The following is a 15215-nucleotide window of genomic DNA, read 5'->3' as shown; positions in this document are numbered from 1 at the left end:
CCCGCTGCCCTCGTCGACCCAACTCACCCGGGCGCTCCTATCTGCGAGTTCACCGCTGCGGCGATCTCGTCGGCACTGGTGAACGAGCGCGGCAGGACCTCGGCAACGCTACCGTCCGCGCGCAGCACCACGGTGGCGGGCATGACGTTGGGCACCCGCAGCGCGGCGGCGATCAGACGCCGTCCGTCTTGCAGCGTGGGCAGGCGCACCCCGAGCTCGGCGAGCCGCAGCAACGCCGCGGTCTCGTTCTCATCCTGGTGCACGGTCAGCACGGTCACGGCCGAGCCCATGCGGCGCTGGTACTCGGCCATCGCCGGCAGCTCCTCGGCGCAGGGCGCACACCAGTACGCCCAGAGATTGAGCACCACGACCCGGCCGGCGAGCGCTTTGGCGACGTCGACGGGCGCGCCGTTGCCCACACATTCCAGCGTTATCCCGCGCAGGGCCTCGGGGCCCGGGCCAGCACCCGGCGGCGGGCACGGCAGCAGGTCGGCGCGGGCCCGCGGCGCCGCCAATGCCTCGGCCGTGTCGGCGTCGCGCCGGTCCCGCGCGCTGGTCTGCGACGGCGACCCGGTGGGCGCGGTGTCGTCATCCAACTGCGCCCACAAGGCCCAGCCCAGGGCGACCAGGACCACGAGGACCGCGACGGTCCAGCGAGTCGAGGTGCGCATGGTTGGTCCAGGTGTCGACGGGCTTAGAGCCCGGCCATGGCCAGTAGGTGCTCGGTTTCCGGACCCTTGACCAGTGCGGCGGCGGTCATCGGGTCGGTCGGTCCGATGCCGAAGGACGGGCAGTCGTTGGCGAGCACACAGACGCCGCACGCCGGCTTGCGCGCATGGCAGACGCGGCGGCCGTGGAAGATCACCCGGTGGCTGAGGTCGGTCCACTCACTGCGCTCGATGAGCTCAGCGACCGCGAACTCCACCTTGACGGGGTCCTCCTCGGCGGTCCACCGCCAGCGGCGGACGAGCCGGCCGAAATGGGTGTCGACCGTGATGCCCGGGATGCCGAACGCATTGCCGAGGATGACGTTTGCGGTCTTGCGCCCGACGCCCGGCAGCGTCACCAACTCCTCCATGGTCGCGGGCACCTCGCCGTCGAACCGTTCGACGAGTTCCTGGCCCAAGCGGATGAGCGAGTTCGTCTTGTTGCGGTAGAACCCGGTCGGCCGGATCATCTCCTCGAGTTCGGTGCGGTCGGCCTGCGCGTAGTCCATGGCGGTGCGGTACTTCTCGAACAGCGCCGGGGTGGTCAGGTTGACTCGTTTGTCGGTGCTCTGCGCGGACAGGATCGTCGCGACGGTCAGCTCGAGGGGGTTGGTGAAGTCCAGCTCGCAGTAGACGTGTGGAAACGCCTGTGCCAGCGTGCGATTCATCCGTCGCGCGCGCCGAACGAGACCGGTGCGCGTTTCGCCGTCCCGATTCCGGGCCCGCTTCGGCGCACCCGATTTCCCTGCCGGCGTCTCACTCACGGTCACGGGAGCCAGCGTATCGAGAGACCCCGACAGCGGTACTGCGGACCGGTGACAATTCGTGATCCCGCTGAGACCTTCGAAGTGTTTACTTCACCCTTGTGTCCTGGTTGCTGGTTGGGCTGATTCCGGGGTTGCTGATGGCGGCGACTTTCGGGCTGCAGCGCCTCGAGTCGGCCCTCGACCCCGACGCCGGATCGGCCACCGACGTGGCGAAGTTCTTCCAACAAGCCGAACCGTCCGACGTCAACACGCTGGCCCGCGACGGGATGAGCCGCGCGCTGGCGGAGTTGCGTCAACGGCAGCTCGTCGACCACGCGGTCGCCGCATCCGCGTTCGGCTATCGCGGCGCGGCTTTGCCGGCACAGCGCCTCGGCGGGCACATGGTGAATCCGGAGTTTCGGCCGACCCGACATGCCGATCGTGTGTAGCGTGAGCTGGTCACGAAACCGGGTACCTCTAGACTTGTCTCGCTAACTCATAGAGGTCGGCTTCACCTAACAGCTTAAGAGGGGCAACGTGGACGAGATCCTGGCGCGGGCCGGAATCTTCCAGGGGGTCGAACCGAGCGCCGTCGCCGCGCTGACCAAGCAATTGCAGCCAGTCGACTTCCCCCGTGGACACACCGTGTTCGCCGAAGGGGAGCCCGGCGATCGGCTGTACATCATCATTTCGGGCAAGGTCAAGATCGGTCGCCGGTCGCCGGACGGGCGGGAGAACCTGCTCACGATCATGGGCCCGTCGGACATGTTCGGTGAGCTTTCGATCTTCGACCCCGGCCCCCGCACGTCGAGCGCGACGACGATCACCGAGGTGCGCGCCGTGTCGATGGACCGGGATGCCCTGCGGGCGTGGATCGCCGACCGGCCGGAGATCGCCGAGCAGCTGCTGCGGGTGCTGGCCCGTCGGCTGCGCCGCACCAACAACAACCTCGCGGACTTGATCTTCACGGACGTGCCGGGCCGGGTGGCCAAGCAGCTGCTTCAGCTCGCGCAGCGGTTCGGCACCCAGGAGGGCGGAGCCTTGCGCGTGACGCACGACCTCACGCAGGAGGAGATCGCCCAGCTCGTCGGCGCGTCGCGGGAGACCGTCAACAAAGCGCTTGCCGATTTCGCGCACCGGGGCTGGATTCGCTTGGAGGGCAAGAGCGTTCTGATCTCCGACTCGGAGCGGCTGGCCCGCCGCGCCCGGTAGCGATTTGTGGAGCCGCACCGGCGGTGAGCGCCGGTAGGACTCCACAAATCACCTAGCGCAGGTAGTCGAGCTGGGCCTGGACGCTCCACTCCGCCACGTCCCAGAGCTTCTCGTCGACGTCGGTGTAGACGTGTTCGACGACCTCGCGGACCGTCGCGTCCTCACCCAACGCGTGCAGCGCGGCGCGCACCTGCTCGAGCCGCTCCTGCCGATGCGCGAGGTACATGTCGCTCACCGATTCGAGGTCGTCGAGTTCGGGGCCGTGGCCGGGCAGCACGGTGCGACGGCCGAGGCCGCGCAGGCGTTGCAGTGAGTCGAGGTACTGGGCGAGGCTGCCGTCCTCTTTGTCGATGACCGTCGTGCCGCGGCCCAGCACGGTGTCGGCGGTCAGCACCGCATCGTCGAGGAGAAACGACACCGAGTCGACGGTGTGCCCGGGCGTGGCCATCACGGTGATGCGCAACCCCGCGGCGTCGATCACCTCGCCGTCGGTGAGCGGTCCACCGAGCCCACGCAAGAAGCCACTGCCGACGGCGCGCACCACCGCACCTGTTCTCTCGACGATCTTGTCGATGGCCCCGGTGTGGTCCTCGTGTTTGTGGCTGATCAGCACCAGCGGGATGGGTCCGAGCTCCGCGATGCGCGCGATGTGCTCGTCGTCCTCGGGTCCGGGATCGACGACGACCATCTCGTCGCTACCGGGGCCGCGCAGCACCCATGTGTTCGTGCCCTCCAGCGTCATCAAGCCGGGGTTGTCGCACAGCAGCACCGACGCGGTCTCGCTGACCGGCCGCAGCAGACCGTACGCCGGATGTTCGAGCGTCAACCAAGCTCCACGATCAGCTCCACCTCAACCGGCGCGTCCTTCGGCAGCTCGGACACCCCGACCGCCGAGCGGGCATGCGCGCCGGCCTCCCCGAACACCTCACCCAACAACTCGGACGCGCCGTTGACGACACCGGGCTGGCCGTTGAATCCCGGCGCCGAGGCGACGAACCCGACGACCTTCACCACGCGGGTGACCGAGTCGATGCCGACCAGCGAGTGCACGGCGGCCAGCGCGTTCAGCGCGCACACCCTGGCCAGACCGCGGCCCTGCTCCGGGCTCACCCCGCCGCCGACCTTGCCGGTCTGCAACAACTCGCCGTCTGCGATCGGCAGCTGCCCGGCGGTGTAGACAAGATTGCCGGTGCGCACTGCGGGTACGTAGGCCGCCAATGGCGCCACCACCGCGGGGAGGTCGATGCCGAGTTCGGCCAGCCGGGCCGACGGCTTCTGCTCTCGGCCGCCGTGCGGCGACGAACTCACTTCGGCCGTTTGAGGTAGGCCACGTGCTGTTCGCCCGTCGGCCCCGGCAGCACCGAAACCAACTCCCAGCCGTCCTCGCCCCACTGGTCGAGAATCTGCTTGGTGGCGTGAGTCAGCAGCGGGACGGTCGCGTACTCCCAGCGGGTCGGTTCGCTCATGTGACTGAGCTTATCGGGCGGCGGACAGGCGTTAGCTAGCATGCACAAGTGGCTTCCACTACCAATGGCGGTAGATCCGTCGGCTGGCCCTCACGGTTGAACAAGGCTCGTCTGCACTTCGTCACCGGCAAGGGCGGTACCGGCAAATCGACGATCGCCGCGTCGCTCGCGCTGGCACTGGCCGCGGGCGGCCGCAAGGTCCTGTTGGTGGAAGTCGAAGGGCGCCAAGGAATTGCGCAGCTGTTCGATGTGCCGCCGCTGCCGTACCAGGAGGTCAAGATCGCGACCGCCGAAGGCGGCGGTCAGGTCAACGCGCTGGCGATCGACACCGAGGCGGCGTTCCTCGAATACCTCGACATGTTCTACAACCTCGGGCTGGCCGGGCGGGCGATGCGCAGGATCGGGGCCGTCGAGTTCGCGACCACCATCGCGCCCGGACTGCGCGACGTGCTGCTGACCGGCAAGATCCGCGAGATCGTGACTCGCGGCGACAAGGGCAAGCAGCCCGTCTACGACGCCGTCGTCGTCGACTCACCGCCCACCGGTCGCATCGCGCGGTTCCTCGACGTCACGAAGGCGGTGTCGGATCTGGCCAAAGGCGGCCCCGTGCACGGACAGGCCGAGAGCGTGGTCAAGGTGCTGCACTCCGACATCACCGCCATCCACCTCGTCACGCTGTTGGAAGCGCTGCCGATCCAGGAGACGCTCGAGGCCATCGACGAGCTGCGGGAGCTCGGCCTGCCCATCGGCAGCGTGATCGTCAATCGCAACATTCCGGCCTACCTCCCCAGCGATGCGCTGGCCAAGGCAGCCGAAGGTGACATCGACGCCGACACCGTGCGAGCCGGGCTGTCCGAAGCCGGAATAACGTTGTCCGACAGCGACTTCGCTGGCCTGTTGACTGAGACGATCCAACACGCCACCCGGATCCGCGCCCGCTCCGAGAGCGCGGAACAACTCGACGCGCTGGACGTCGCACGACTGGAACTGCCGCAGATCACCGACGGGGTGGACCTCGGCAGCCTCTACGAACTCGCCGAAGAACTCGAACGCCAGGGGGTGCGTTGAAATGAGTGCCACTCCACCGGCCCTGGACATGGGCTCGATTCTGTCCGACACCGCGAACCGGGTGGTGGTGTGCTGCGGTGCGGGCGGCGTCGGCAAGACGACCACCGCGGCGGCGATGGCGCTGCGTGCCGCGGAGTACGGCAGAACCGTCGTCGTGCTCACCATCGACCCGGCCAAGCGGCTCGCTCAGGCGTTGGGCATCAAGACGCTCGGCAACACCCCGCAGCGTGTTCCGCTCGCACCGGAGGTGCCCGGCGAGCTGCACGCGATGATGCTCGACATGCGCCGGACGTTCGACGAGATGGTGATCCAGTACTCGGGACCGCAACGGGCACAAGAGATTCTGGACAACCAGTTCTATCAGACGGTCGCCACCTCGCTGGCCGGCACGCAGGAGTACATGGCCATGGAGAAACTCGGCCAGCTGCTCGGCGAGGACCGGTGGGACCTTGTCGTCGTCGACACCCCACCGTCACGAAACGCTCTGGACTTCCTGGACGCGCCGAAACGGTTGGGCGGCTTCATGGACAGCCGGCTGTGGAAACTGCTACTCGGCCCCGGCCGGGGCATCGGGCGGCTGGTCACCGGCGCGATGGGGTTGGCGATGAAGGCCCTGTCGACGGTGCTGGGTTCTCAGATGCTTTCCGACGCAGCAGCTTTCGTGCAGTCGCTCGATTCGACGTTCGGTGGGTTCCGCGAGAAGGCCGACCGCACCTACGAACTGCTCAAGCGGCGCGGCACCCAGTTCGTGGTGGTGTCGGCGGCTGAACCGGACGCACTGCGCGAGGCGTCGTTCTTCGTCGACCGGCTTTCCGAGGAGAACATGCCGTTGGCCGGCCTGATCCTCAACCGCACCCATCCGATGCTGTCGGAACTGCACGCCGACAAGGCCGAGGACGCCGCTGATTCCATCGCGAAGAACGACCCCGACTCGCTGACGGCGGCGGTGCTGCGGATTCACGCCGACCGGGCGTCGACAGCCAAGCGCGAAATCCGGTTGCTGTCCCGGTTCACCGGCGCCAATCCACATGTGGCGATCGTCGGAGTGCCGTCGTTGCCGTTCGACGTCTCGGATCTGGAGGCACTGCGGGCGATCGCCGACCAGATCACCGGCGAGGCACCCGCCGCCTGACGGCGACTTAGACGGCGCTGCGGTGCTTGCGCTGGGCGGCGAAGAACTCGGCCCAGGACACCACCTCTGGATGCTGCTTGAGCAGCGCGCGACGCTGACGCTCGGTCATCCCACCCCAGACTCCGAACTCAACGCGGTTGTCGAGCGCGTCGGCGCCGCACTCGAGGATCACCGGGCAGTGTCTGCAGATCACGGCGGCTTTGCGCTGTGCGGCCCCCCGCACGAACAGCTCGTCGGGATCGGTCTGGCGGCATCGGGCCTGCGACACCCACGCGATGCGGGCTTCGGCCTCAGCGCCGTGGACAACACTGTGCGCCGAGGTTGTCATCGCGGTTCTGCGTACCGCGGACCTAGTAGCTGACACCAGCGTTCCCTCCGTTCCAACCGCCCCCCGGCCAACACCGGTACGGCGCAGTCCCAGGTGTAGAGCGCTGCTGCGATCTACGCCACATTGCGAGGGGTCAATGTGACCTGCATCGCACTGTTCGACCAAATTAGATGGTCAAAGCCGTTCTGCGCAATACGTACGTCCCTTCTTTTTTGGGACGCCCGTGCCGTCAGCGAGCAAAATTGACGTCCGCGCCGCTCGGGGCCGTTTTCAGGCCCGGAGATCGACCGTCGGAAGCCGCCGTTTTTGCGACGTTAGTCTGTAGGTCATGCCGGAGAGCCAGCCGAGTCGACCGCCGACTCCGCCTCCCACGACGGTCACCGTCGTCAAGCTCGTGTGGTGCATTCTGCTGGCGAGCGTGATCACCGCGGCCTTGTTGTTTCCGGTCGTCGGCGGTTTCGGCCTGGTCTCGAACCGCGCTTCCGACGTCGTCGCCAACGGTTCGGCACAGTTGGTGGAAGGCGAGGTTCCGCAGGTCTCGACAATGGTCGACGCCAAGGGCAACGTCATCGCCTGGCTGTACTCGCAACGCCGCTTCGAGGTGCCCAGCGAGCAAATAGCGAACACGATGAAATTGGCGATCGTTTCCATCGAGGACAAACGGTTCGCCGAGCACAACGGCGTCGACTGGCAAGGCACGCTCACGGGTCTGTCGGGGTATCTGTCAGGCAACCTGGACACCCGCGGCGGCTCCACGCTCGAACAGCAGTACGTCAAGAACTACCAGTTGCTGGTGATCGCGCAGACCGACGCGGAGAAGCGGGCCGCCGTGGAGACCACCGCGGCGCGCAAGCTGCGCGAGATCCGCATGGCGCTGACGCTGGACAAGACGTTCACCAAGCCGGAGATCCTGACCCGCTACCTCAATCTGGTCTCGTTCGGCAACGGCGCGTTCGGGGTGCAGGATGCCGCGCAGACGTACTTCGGTGTCAATGCCTCCGAGCTGAACTGGCAGCAGGCGGCGCTGCTCGCGGGCATGGTGCAGTCGACCAGCGCGCTGAACCCCTACACCAACCCCGAGGGTGCGCTGGCACGACGAAACCTGGTGCTGGACACCATGATCGACAACATCCCCGAAGAGGCGGAGGCGTTGCAGGCCGCGAAGCAGCAGCCGCTGGGAATCCTGCCGCAACCCAAGGAGCTGCCGCGCGGCTGCATCGCGGCGGGCGATCGGGCGTTCTTCTGTGACTACGTGCTCGAGTACCTGGCGCGCGCGGGGATCAGCAAAGAGCAGGTCGCCCGCGGCGGCTACCTGATCAAGACCACTCTCGACCCCGACGTCCAGGGTCCGGTGAAGGCCGCGGTCAACCAGTTCGCCAGCCCCACCCTCAACGGGGTGGCGAGTGTGATGAACGTCGTTCGCCCGGGCAAGGACTCGCATCCGGTCCTGGCGATGGCCAGCAGCCGCACCTACGGGCTGAACCTCGACGCCGGCGAGACGATGCAGCCGCAACCGTTCTCTTTGGTCGGCGACGGCGCGGGATCGACGTTCAAGATCTTCACGGTGGCGGCGGCGCTGGAGATGGGCATGGGCATCAACGCCCAACTCGACGTGCCCGCGCAGTTCCAGGCAAAGGGGCTCGGCAGCAGTGACACCCCGGGCTGCCCGGCCGCGACGTGGTGTGTGAAGAACGCCGGCGCCTACCGCGGCTCGATGAACATCACCGAGGCGCTGGCCACCTCCCCGAACACCGCGTTCGCCAAACTGATCTCCCAGATTGGGGTACCGCGCAGCGTGGACATGGCCGTCCGGTTGGGCTTGCGGTCCTATGCGCTGCCGGGTACCGCGCGCGACTACGACCCGAACAGCAACGAGAGCCTCGCCGACTTCGTCAAGCGGCAGAACCTCGGCTCGTTCACCCTGGGGCCGATCGAGGTCAACGCGCTGGAGTTCGCCAACGTCGGCGCCACGCTGTCGTCCGGTGGCGTGTGGTGCCCGCCGAACCCGATCGCGCAGGTCCTCGATCGCCATGGCGAGCAGGTCTCCGTCACCACCGAGACCTGCGAGCAGGTGGTGCCCGAAGGCCTGGCCAACACTTTGGCCAACGCGATGAGCAAGGACGACCAGGGCTCAGGCACCGCGGCCGCGGCGGCGGGTTCGGCGGGCTGGGACCTGCCGATGTCCGGCAAGACCGGCACCACCGAGGCGCACCGCTCGTCGGCCTTCCTCGGGTTCACCAATGGGCTCGCGGCCGGCAACTACATCTACGACGACTCCACCGCACCGGGCGAACTGTGCTCGTTCCCCCTGCGCAAGTGCGGTAACGGCGATCTCTACGGCGGTAACGAGCCGGCTCGCACCTGGTTCACCGCGATGAAGCCGATCGCCAACAACTTCGGTGAGGTCCGGCTGCCCCCCACCGATCCGCGTTACGTCGAGGGCGGTCCCGGCTCGCGGGTGCCCAGCGTCTCGGGCATGACCGAGGGCACCGCGCGGCAGCGTCTGCGTGAGGCGGGCTTTCAGATCGCCGATCAATCGTCGTCGGTGAACAGCGGCGCGCCGCGGGGGTCGGTCGTCGGAACCTCGCCGAGCGGGCAGACCGTGCCCGGTTCGATCGTCACGATCCTGGTCTCCAACGGCGTCCCGCCCGCACCGCCGCCTCCGCCGGTGGGTGGGCCGCCCGGAATTCCGGGTCTGCCGGCGCCCGTGGGTCAGACGGTGGTCGAGATACCCGGACTGCCGCCGATCACCGTGCCCGTACTCGGCCCGCCCGCGCCGGTTCCGCCGCCGCCCTGATCGGTTGTGCAATCGCGCACGTCGGGACGGGTGAAAGCGGTCAGATGGCGGGACTGGCAGTAGGCTCTGCAGCATGTCCGCCCGTTCGACGATCCTGAAGAACTCCGCCGCGGCGTCCGCCGGTGCGCTGGTGGCCGGTGTCGGCTACGCGACGCTCATCGAGCGCAACGCGTTCGCGGTGCGGGAGTTGACGATGCCGGTGCTCTCGCCCGGGTCGTCGCCGTTGAAGGTGCTGCACATCAGCGATATCCACATGCGGCCCGGGCAGCGGCGCAAGCAGAACTGGCTGCGCGAGCTGGCGGCGCTGGAGCCGGACCTGGTGGTGAACACCGGCGACAACCTCGCGCATCCCAAGGCCGTACCCGCGGTGGTGCAGTCGCTGACCGAGCTGCTGTCGGTGCCGGGGGTCTTCGTCTTCGGCAGCAACGACTATTTCGGGCCGCGGCCGAAGAACCCGCTGAACTACCTCACCCGGCCCACGCACCGCGTGCACGGTGAACCGCTGCCCTGGCAGGACCTGCGGGCGGCATTCACCGAACGCGGCTGGCTCGACCTGACGCACACACGCCGTGAGCTCGACGTGCGCGGGCTGCACATCGCCGCCGCGGGGGTCGACGACCCGCACCTGTCTAGGGACCGCTACGAGACCATCGCGGGACCGGCCAGCCCCGCCGCGAACCTCACCCTGGGACTGACGCATTCACCCGAGCCGCGGGTACTCGACCGGTTCGCCGCCGACGGTTACCAGCTGGTGATGGCCGGCCACACGCACGGCGGCCAGGTCTGCCTGCCGTTCTACGGCGCCCTGGTCACCAACTGCGGCCTGGACCGCTCGCGGGTCAAGGGCCCGTCGCGCTGGGGCGCGCGCACCCAGTTGCACGTCTCAGCGGGCATCGGCACCTCGCCGTACGCGCCGCTGCGCTTGTGCTGCCGTCCCGAGGCCACGCTGCTGACGCTGGTCGCAGCCCCGATCGGGGGGCGGGACGCGGACATTCGGGCGGGCAAGTCCCATCCGAGCGTCTCGGTGCGGTGACCGACAAGGCGCTCACAGCCAGTCGCGAGAACCCGCGGACGTGGTTGGACGACGCGGTCCGATTGATCGAGGCCGACGCGCGCCGCAGCGCCGACACCCATCTGCTGCGGTACCCACTGCCGTCGGCGTGGTGTGACGGTTGCGACCTGCAGTTGTATCTGAAGGACGAGACGACCCACATCACCGGCAGCCTCAAGCACCGCCTGGCGCGGTCGCTGTTCCTCTACGCGTTGTGCAACGGCTGGATCGACGAGCACACGACGGTGATCGAAGCGTCGTCGGGATCAACGGCGGTGTCCGAGGCGTACTTCGCCGCACTGCTCGGGTTGCCGTTCATCGCGGTGGTGCCGTCGTCGACCAGCGCGAGCAAGATCGCCCTGATCGAATCACAGGGCGGGCGTTGCCATTTCGTGGCTGAGGCGAGCCAGGTGTATGCCGAGGCGGAACGGCTCGCCGAAGACACCGGCGGGCATTACATCGATCAGTTCACCAACGCCGAACGGGCCACCGACTGGCGCGGCAACAACAACATCGCCGAGTCGATCTACGAGCAGATGCGCGACGAAGCGCACCCGGTGCCCGACTGGATCGTGGTGGGTGCCGGCACCGGCGGCACGAGTGCCACCATCGGCCGCTACATCCGGTACCGCCGCCACGCCACCCGACTATGCGTGGTCGATCCGGAGAACTCGGCGTTCTTTCCCGCCTACGCCCAGGGACGCGACGACGTAGTGGGGATGTCGTCGCGGATCGAGGGCATCGGCCGCCCGCGGGTCGAACCGTCGTTCCTTCCGAGCGTGGTCGACCGGATGGTCGTCGTGCCCGATGCCGCCTCCGTCGCCGCCGCCAGGCACGCGAGCACGGTGCTGGGCCGCCGAGTCGGTCCGTCGACCGGGACGAACCTGTGGGGGGCGTTCGGGCTGCTGGCGGAGATGATGGCCGCAGGACGCAGCGGTTCGGTGGTCACGCTGCTTGCCGACAGCGGCGACCGGTACGCCGACACCTACTTCTGCGACGACTGGCTCACCAGCCAGGGGTTGGACCCCTCCGAGTTCGCTTCAGTCCTGGTCGAGTTCGAGCGCTCAGGGCGCTGGCCCTGATCGTCGCCGTCGCCGGTCAGCGGACCGTCGGAGGTGAGGAACAGCCATACCGCGGCGAGCAAGAAGAAACCCAGGTAGATGGATGCGCCAAGGCCAGTCATCTCGTCCTCGATTCGTCGATTGCTGTTCTCATGATGAACAACACCGCCGACAAGTCCTTGCTTCCCGCGCCGTGTCGCGCCTCGCATCTCGGGTACCCCCGCGCTGCCGCCGGCAAGCGCCGAATGCGTTTGGCTTAGCCCCCGACCGGTGCGATACGCTGTCGTGGCTTCACGCGGGGTGTGGCGCAGCTTGGTAGCGCGCTTCGTTCGGGACGAAGAGGTCGTGGGTTCGAATCCCGCCACCCCGACTCGTGTAATCGCAGGTGAGAGGCCCTGACTGGTTGTCCAGTTCAGGGCCTTCGTCCTTTCCAGTCCGCAGCTGGTCCGCAGCAGCTTTCAGCGATTGGGTTCGAGCTTCGTCCAGAGCCGCCGAAACCATCTCCAAGTCATCCGGAAACAGATCGGCGTAGGTATCCAACGTGAGGACCGCCGAGGCGTGGCCCAGCATGGTTTGGACGGCCTTGACGTTGGCGCCGGCGCTGATGGCCAGAGACGCGGCCGTGTGACGGAGATCGTGCGGCGTCACCACCGGGAAGGTCGCATCCGTCGCGACGAGCCGCTTTACCGCTTTGTTGAATACTCGGCGACGCCAGTTCGACACCCTCAGCACTCCGCCTTCGGGCGCGGCGAATATCAGGTCATCGGGTTTCTTTCCGATCATCGACGCACCCAGTTCGTCAGCGAGGAATGCGGGGAAGGGCACCATCCGCTGCTCGTACGACTTGGGCGATGACCATTCGAGTTGACCTTCGACCTCCGTGACGGATTCACGCACGTGGACGCGACGTCGAAGCATCTTCGCGTCACCGACGCGCAACGCTGCCATCTCTCCCCAGCGCAATCCGGTGTAGGCGAGGAAACGCACGACCGTCGCATCGGTCCCGACTTCAGACGCGAGCTGCTCCACCTGCCGGTGCGTCAGATAACCGCGTGGCCGCCGTTTGCGCCGAGGAAGTTTGATTCCGACACACGGATTGCGTGCGATACGACGGTCCTCGACCGCCATCTCCAACACCTGACGCAAGATGCCGACGGCGTTCTCGATGGTGGCCGCGCCAGCACCGGCAGATGTCAGCGACTGGACCCACGTCCGGACGTCGGTCGTTTGCACGTCGGCGACGGCTACAGCCGACCACCGAGGCTCGACGTACACCGGCCACGTGTATCTACGCGTCGATGCCGTGGTCTTCTTGAGATGGCTCTGCGTCCCAAGCCATTTCGCGTAGAGGTCGCCGACGCTGACGCGTCCTGCCTTGGGAGCGACATAGGCGCCCGTCACCTGCATGGCTGTGATTTCGTCGAGCCAGGCCTGCGCATCCACCTTTCGCTCGAAGGACCGTGTGTTCTCCTGACCCTGGTCGTCGACATAGCGTGCCAGCCAGCGACGCCCCTTGCCTGCCCGCGCAGAAGGGCCACCGTCTGCACGCCGCCAGCGGTCCTCCACGCCTCCGCGGCGGTTACGTCTTTGCATAGCTGCTCCTCTGCCAACGCCAGTTTGGCACCGACCACCGACAGTCGGTGAGAAGAACCGACCGCCACCAGTTTCATCGTGAATTGCAGGCTACTGGTGGACAGATTGATAACACCACCAGCAGGGTGGGATCCACACCGAAGAAGTTTGATTTAGGAGGAATCAGATGGAACTGCTTGGAGCTAAACAGGTATCGGAGATGATCGGCGTTCCAGTCGGGACGCTGCGGTACTGGCGCCATTCGGATATCGGCCCGGCGAGCTTCACGCTCGGCCGCCGAGTCGTCTATCGGCGCGACGAGGTACTGCGGTGGATCTCGCAGCGGGAGAACGCAACCCGTCGAGGAGGCGGCGACGCGGCATGACAACCATCCAAGAGAAGAGCCCCGGGGACTAGCCGAGGCTCTTCGTTCGAACCACCCGATCCTAGAACACGGAAGTTCCTCATGAGGATAGCTCGTCATGTCTGCCTGCAGAAGCACCACGGGCAGGAAAGCCTATGAGCGCCAAAGAAGAAGCTGACAAGCGGTCAGTGGCCGCCCGTCTGGTCGGCATGGCGCAGGAACGCTACCTTCTCGGGGTGTCCGAAGACGGCGAACCATTTGGCGCCGAACGTACGCGTCCGCATATCGCGATGCTCCTTCGCGGTGGCCGAACAGGGCTGCGTGCCGACCTTGCCGCCCGACACTTCGCCGAGACCGGCGCAGTCGCCGGCGGCCAAGCACTCACCGACGCCACGTTGATCCTTGAAGGCCTGGCAGCTGCCCAGGCCCCGGAGAAGCTGCACCTGCGCGTTGCCGAGCACCACGGGGCGAGCTACATCGATACCGGACGTCCCGATGGCAAGGTCATTCGCATCGGCTCAGGCCGTTGGACGATCCTCGACTCCGCTCCGGTGCGGTTTTCTCGAACGCGGCTGACCGCTGCCATGCCCCTCCCTCCGACCGATGGTGATCTGGAGCGGCTATGGGATTTCGTCAATGTCGCCGTCGAAGATCGGCCCGTGTTGCTCGCAGTGCTCGTCGCTGCACTGATCCAATGCGACGTGCCGCATCCTGTCTTGGCACTCTTCGCGGAGCAAGGTAGCGCCAAGAGCACGACGACACGCATGCTGGTCGACCTGATCGACCCGTCCCCTGTCCCGCTGCGCCAAGCGCCGCGCGACGCCGACTCCTGGGTGACCGCCGCCTCCGGCTCATGGGTGGTCGCCCTGGACAACCTGTCCGCCATCCCGCCGTGGTTGTCAGACTCGCTGTGCCGCGCCGCTACCGGCGACGGCAATGTCAAACGCGCGCTCTACACCGACGCCGATCTCGCGGTTGTGAAGTTCCGCCGCTGCGTCATCATCAACGGCATAGACGTCGGCGCGGTACGTCCCGACCTCGCCGAGCGACTCGCGACGGTCGACCTGCGACGCATCGATCGCCACATGCGACAACCGGAGGCCACGATGCGACAGATGTGGATGGAGTCTCTACCAGGAATTTTAGGCGGATTGCTCGACCTAGCCTGCGCTGTGCATCAGCGCCTGGCGACCATCGTGGTCGACAACGCGCCACGGATGGCGGACTTTGGCCGCACCCTGGCGGCCGTGGACGAGGCGTTGTCGACCCATGGCTTGCGTCGCTACTTGTCGCGCGCCGATCAGCTCTCCGAGGACAGCCTGTCTGCCGACCCATTTATTGAACAACTGCGGCGGCACGCCCGTGAACCACTCGTCGGGAAATCTGGCGGCGACCTCCTGGCGATGGTCACCCCGGTCAGCGACCACTGGCGACGCCCCAAGGAATGGCCGAAGAACGGCAGAGATGTCACAGCAAGTCTGAGGCGGCACGCACCGGCGCTGCGGAGCCTCGGATGGGTCATCGACGACGACGGCGCGCGTAACCATCGGAACGTGTTGCTATGGACCATCTATCCGCCATACAAAGATGTGGTGGCTCAACAATCCTCGCGTCCCTCGCTGCTGCGGTCGAGCCCCACCACGCTGCGTAACCCTGAAATCCCGGCTGCTCCGGTCGCCGATGAGCGCCGCGAAGACCTACCCGCATAGCA

The 15215-nt window shown here is 67.0% G+C and carries 15 protein-coding genes, 1 tRNA gene and 1 pseudogene; 10 read left to right on the top strand and 7 right to left on the bottom strand.

Annotation, left to right across the window (positions count from 1 at the left end; translation table 11 throughout):
* Nucleotides 1-23: 23 nt before the first annotated feature.
* Entirely contained in the window at nucleotides 24-671 is a 648-nt protein-coding gene (locus A5663_RS16490; RefSeq protein ID WP_068151209.1) for a TlpA disulfide reductase family protein, read from the bottom strand.
* Between the two features lie 23 nt (nucleotides 672-694).
* Nucleotides 695-1375 carry an endonuclease III gene (nth, locus tag A5663_RS16485; RefSeq protein ID WP_068151206.1) on the bottom strand — a complete coding sequence of 227 codons (681 nt, stop codon included), beginning with the start codon at nucleotides 1373-1375 and terminating at the stop codon, nucleotides 695-697.
* A gap of 197 nt (nucleotides 1376-1572) precedes the next feature.
* Here nth and A5663_RS16480 point away from each other — a divergent pair, with 197 nt between their 5' ends.
* Nucleotides 1573-1902: a hypothetical protein gene (locus tag A5663_RS16480; protein WP_068151205.1), complete on the top strand. Its 330-nt coding sequence runs from the start codon at nucleotides 1573-1575 to the stop codon at nucleotides 1900-1902.
* Between the two features lie 88 nt (nucleotides 1903-1990).
* Complete coding sequence (gene crp, locus A5663_RS16475; RefSeq protein ID WP_059101725.1) at nucleotides 1991-2665, top strand: cAMP-activated global transcriptional regulator CRP; 675 nt, start codon at nucleotides 1991-1993, stop codon at nucleotides 2663-2665.
* 52 nt (nucleotides 2666-2717) lie between these two features.
* On the opposite strand, the gene A5663_RS16470 is transcribed toward crp, so the two are convergent.
* From A5663_RS16470 to A5663_RS23110, 3 genes are read right to left on the bottom strand one after another with little or no spacing between them, the layout of a single operon-like run.
* Nucleotides 2718-3491: an MBL fold metallo-hydrolase gene (locus tag A5663_RS16470; RefSeq protein WP_068151202.1), complete on the bottom strand. Its 774-nt coding sequence runs from the start codon at nucleotides 3489-3491 to the stop codon at nucleotides 2718-2720.
* The gene (locus tag A5663_RS16465; protein ID WP_068151200.1) at nucleotides 3488-3973 is read right to left on the bottom strand and encodes a RidA family protein; all 486 of its coding nucleotides are present in this window, start codon (nucleotides 3971-3973) and stop codon (nucleotides 3488-3490) included. The genes A5663_RS16470 and A5663_RS16465 overlap by 4 nt, the downstream gene beginning before the upstream one ends.
* A complete protein-coding gene (locus A5663_RS23110; RefSeq protein WP_014817956.1) occupies nucleotides 3970-4131 on the bottom strand; it encodes a DUF4177 domain-containing protein in 162 nt (53 codons plus the stop codon). Before A5663_RS23110 ends, A5663_RS16465 begins: the two co-directional genes overlap by 4 nt.
* A 48-nt stretch (nucleotides 4132-4179) precedes the next feature.
* Between A5663_RS23110 and A5663_RS16460 the strand changes: the two genes are divergently transcribed.
* Both A5663_RS16460 and A5663_RS16455 read left to right on the top strand, forming a co-directional pair.
* Nucleotides 4180-5199: an ArsA family ATPase gene (locus A5663_RS16460; RefSeq protein ID WP_068151197.1), complete on the top strand. Its 1020-nt coding sequence runs from the start codon at nucleotides 4180-4182 to the stop codon at nucleotides 5197-5199.
* Between the two features lies 1 nt (nucleotide 5200).
* The gene (locus tag A5663_RS16455) at nucleotides 5201-6331 is read left to right on the top strand and encodes an ArsA family ATPase (RefSeq protein WP_068151194.1); all 1131 of its coding nucleotides are present in this window, start codon (nucleotides 5201-5203) and stop codon (nucleotides 6329-6331) included.
* 7 nt (nucleotides 6332-6338) lie between these two features.
* Here the strand turns inward: A5663_RS16455 and A5663_RS16450 are convergent, their stop codons facing one another.
* The gene (locus tag A5663_RS16450) at nucleotides 6339-6695 is read right to left on the bottom strand and encodes a WhiB family transcriptional regulator (RefSeq protein WP_068151191.1); all 357 of its coding nucleotides are present in this window, start codon (nucleotides 6693-6695) and stop codon (nucleotides 6339-6341) included.
* A 292-nt stretch (nucleotides 6696-6987) separates the two neighbouring features.
* On the opposite strand from A5663_RS16450, the gene ponA2 reads away from it, so the two are divergent.
* The 4 genes from ponA2 (at nucleotide 6988) to A5663_RS16430 (ending at nucleotide 11938) form a co-directional block, all read left to right on the top strand.
* Complete coding sequence (gene ponA2 / locus A5663_RS16445) at nucleotides 6988-9456, top strand: transglycosylase/D,D-transpeptidase PonA2 (protein WP_068151188.1); 2469 nt, start codon at nucleotides 6988-6990, stop codon at nucleotides 9454-9456.
* A gap of 73 nt (nucleotides 9457-9529) precedes the next feature.
* On the top strand, nucleotides 9530-10489 hold the full coding sequence (locus tag A5663_RS16440; protein WP_068151185.1) for a metallophosphoesterase: 960 nt from the start codon (nucleotides 9530-9532) through the stop codon (nucleotides 10487-10489).
* Nucleotides 10486-11589 carry a PLP-dependent cysteine synthase family protein gene (locus tag A5663_RS16435; protein ID WP_068151183.1) on the top strand — a complete coding sequence of 368 codons (1104 nt, stop codon included), beginning with the start codon at nucleotides 10486-10488 and terminating at the stop codon, nucleotides 11587-11589. Before A5663_RS16440 ends, A5663_RS16435 begins: the two co-directional genes overlap by 4 nt.
* 275 nt (nucleotides 11590-11864) lie before the next feature.
* Nucleotides 11865-11938: transfer RNA gene (locus A5663_RS16430), tRNA-Pro, on the top strand.
* A gap of 206 nt (nucleotides 11939-12144) precedes the next feature.
* Here A5663_RS16430 and A5663_RS23610 read toward each other — a convergent pair.
* Nucleotides 12145-12696: pseudogene (locus A5663_RS23610) on the bottom strand (tyrosine-type recombinase/integrase); the annotation flags it as partial.
* Nucleotides 12697-13327: 631 nt separating this feature from the next.
* On the opposite strand from A5663_RS23610, the gene A5663_RS16425 reads away from it, so the two are divergent.
* Nucleotides 13328-13525: an AlpA family transcriptional regulator gene (locus A5663_RS16425; RefSeq protein WP_065015371.1), complete on the top strand. Its 198-nt coding sequence runs from the start codon at nucleotides 13328-13330 to the stop codon at nucleotides 13523-13525.
* Nucleotides 13526-13659: 134 nt separating this feature from the next.
* Nucleotides 13660-15213, top strand: coding sequence for an ATP-binding protein (locus tag A5663_RS16420; protein WP_068151180.1), 1554 nt, complete (start codon nucleotides 13660-13662; stop codon nucleotides 15211-15213).
* Nucleotides 15214-15215: the final 2 nt, after the last annotated feature.

It is taken from the genome of Mycobacterium sp. E740, from assembly GCF_001672895.1.
In the GTDB taxonomy this organism is placed as follows: domain Bacteria; phylum Actinomycetota; class Actinomycetes; order Mycobacteriales; family Mycobacteriaceae; genus Mycobacterium.
The sequence above is the reverse complement of the archived record's forward strand: the minus strand, read 5'-3'. Positions and strand labels throughout refer to the sequence as shown.

What these genes read in the sequence shown, in the direction of transcription:
- A5663_RS16490 (WP_068151209.1), bottom strand. Translation starts at nt 671, where the DNA reads ATGCGCACCTCGACTCGCTGGACCGTCGCGGTCCTCGTGGTCCTGGTC.
- nth (WP_068151206.1), bottom strand. Translation starts at nt 1,375, where the DNA reads ATGAATCGCACGCTGGCACAGGCGTTTCCACACGTCTACTGCGAGCTG.
- A5663_RS23110 (WP_014817956.1), bottom strand. Translation starts at nt 4,131, where the DNA reads ATGAGCGAACCGACCCGCTGGGAGTACGCGACCGTCCCGCTGCTGACT.
- A5663_RS16455 (WP_068151194.1), top strand. Translation starts at nt 5,201, where the DNA reads ATGAGTGCCACTCCACCGGCCCTGGACATGGGCTCGATTCTGTCCGAC.
- ponA2 (WP_068151188.1), top strand. Translation starts at nt 6,988, where the DNA reads ATGCCGGAGAGCCAGCCGAGTCGACCGCCGACTCCGCCTCCCACGACG.
- A5663_RS16440 (WP_068151185.1), top strand. Translation starts at nt 9,530, where the DNA reads ATGTCCGCCCGTTCGACGATCCTGAAGAACTCCGCCGCGGCGTCCGCC.
- A5663_RS16425 (WP_065015371.1), top strand. Translation starts at nt 13,328, where the DNA reads ATGGAACTGCTTGGAGCTAAACAGGTATCGGAGATGATCGGCGTTCCA.
- A5663_RS16420 (WP_068151180.1), top strand. Translation starts at nt 13,660, where the DNA reads ATGAGCGCCAAAGAAGAAGCTGACAAGCGGTCAGTGGCCGCCCGTCTG.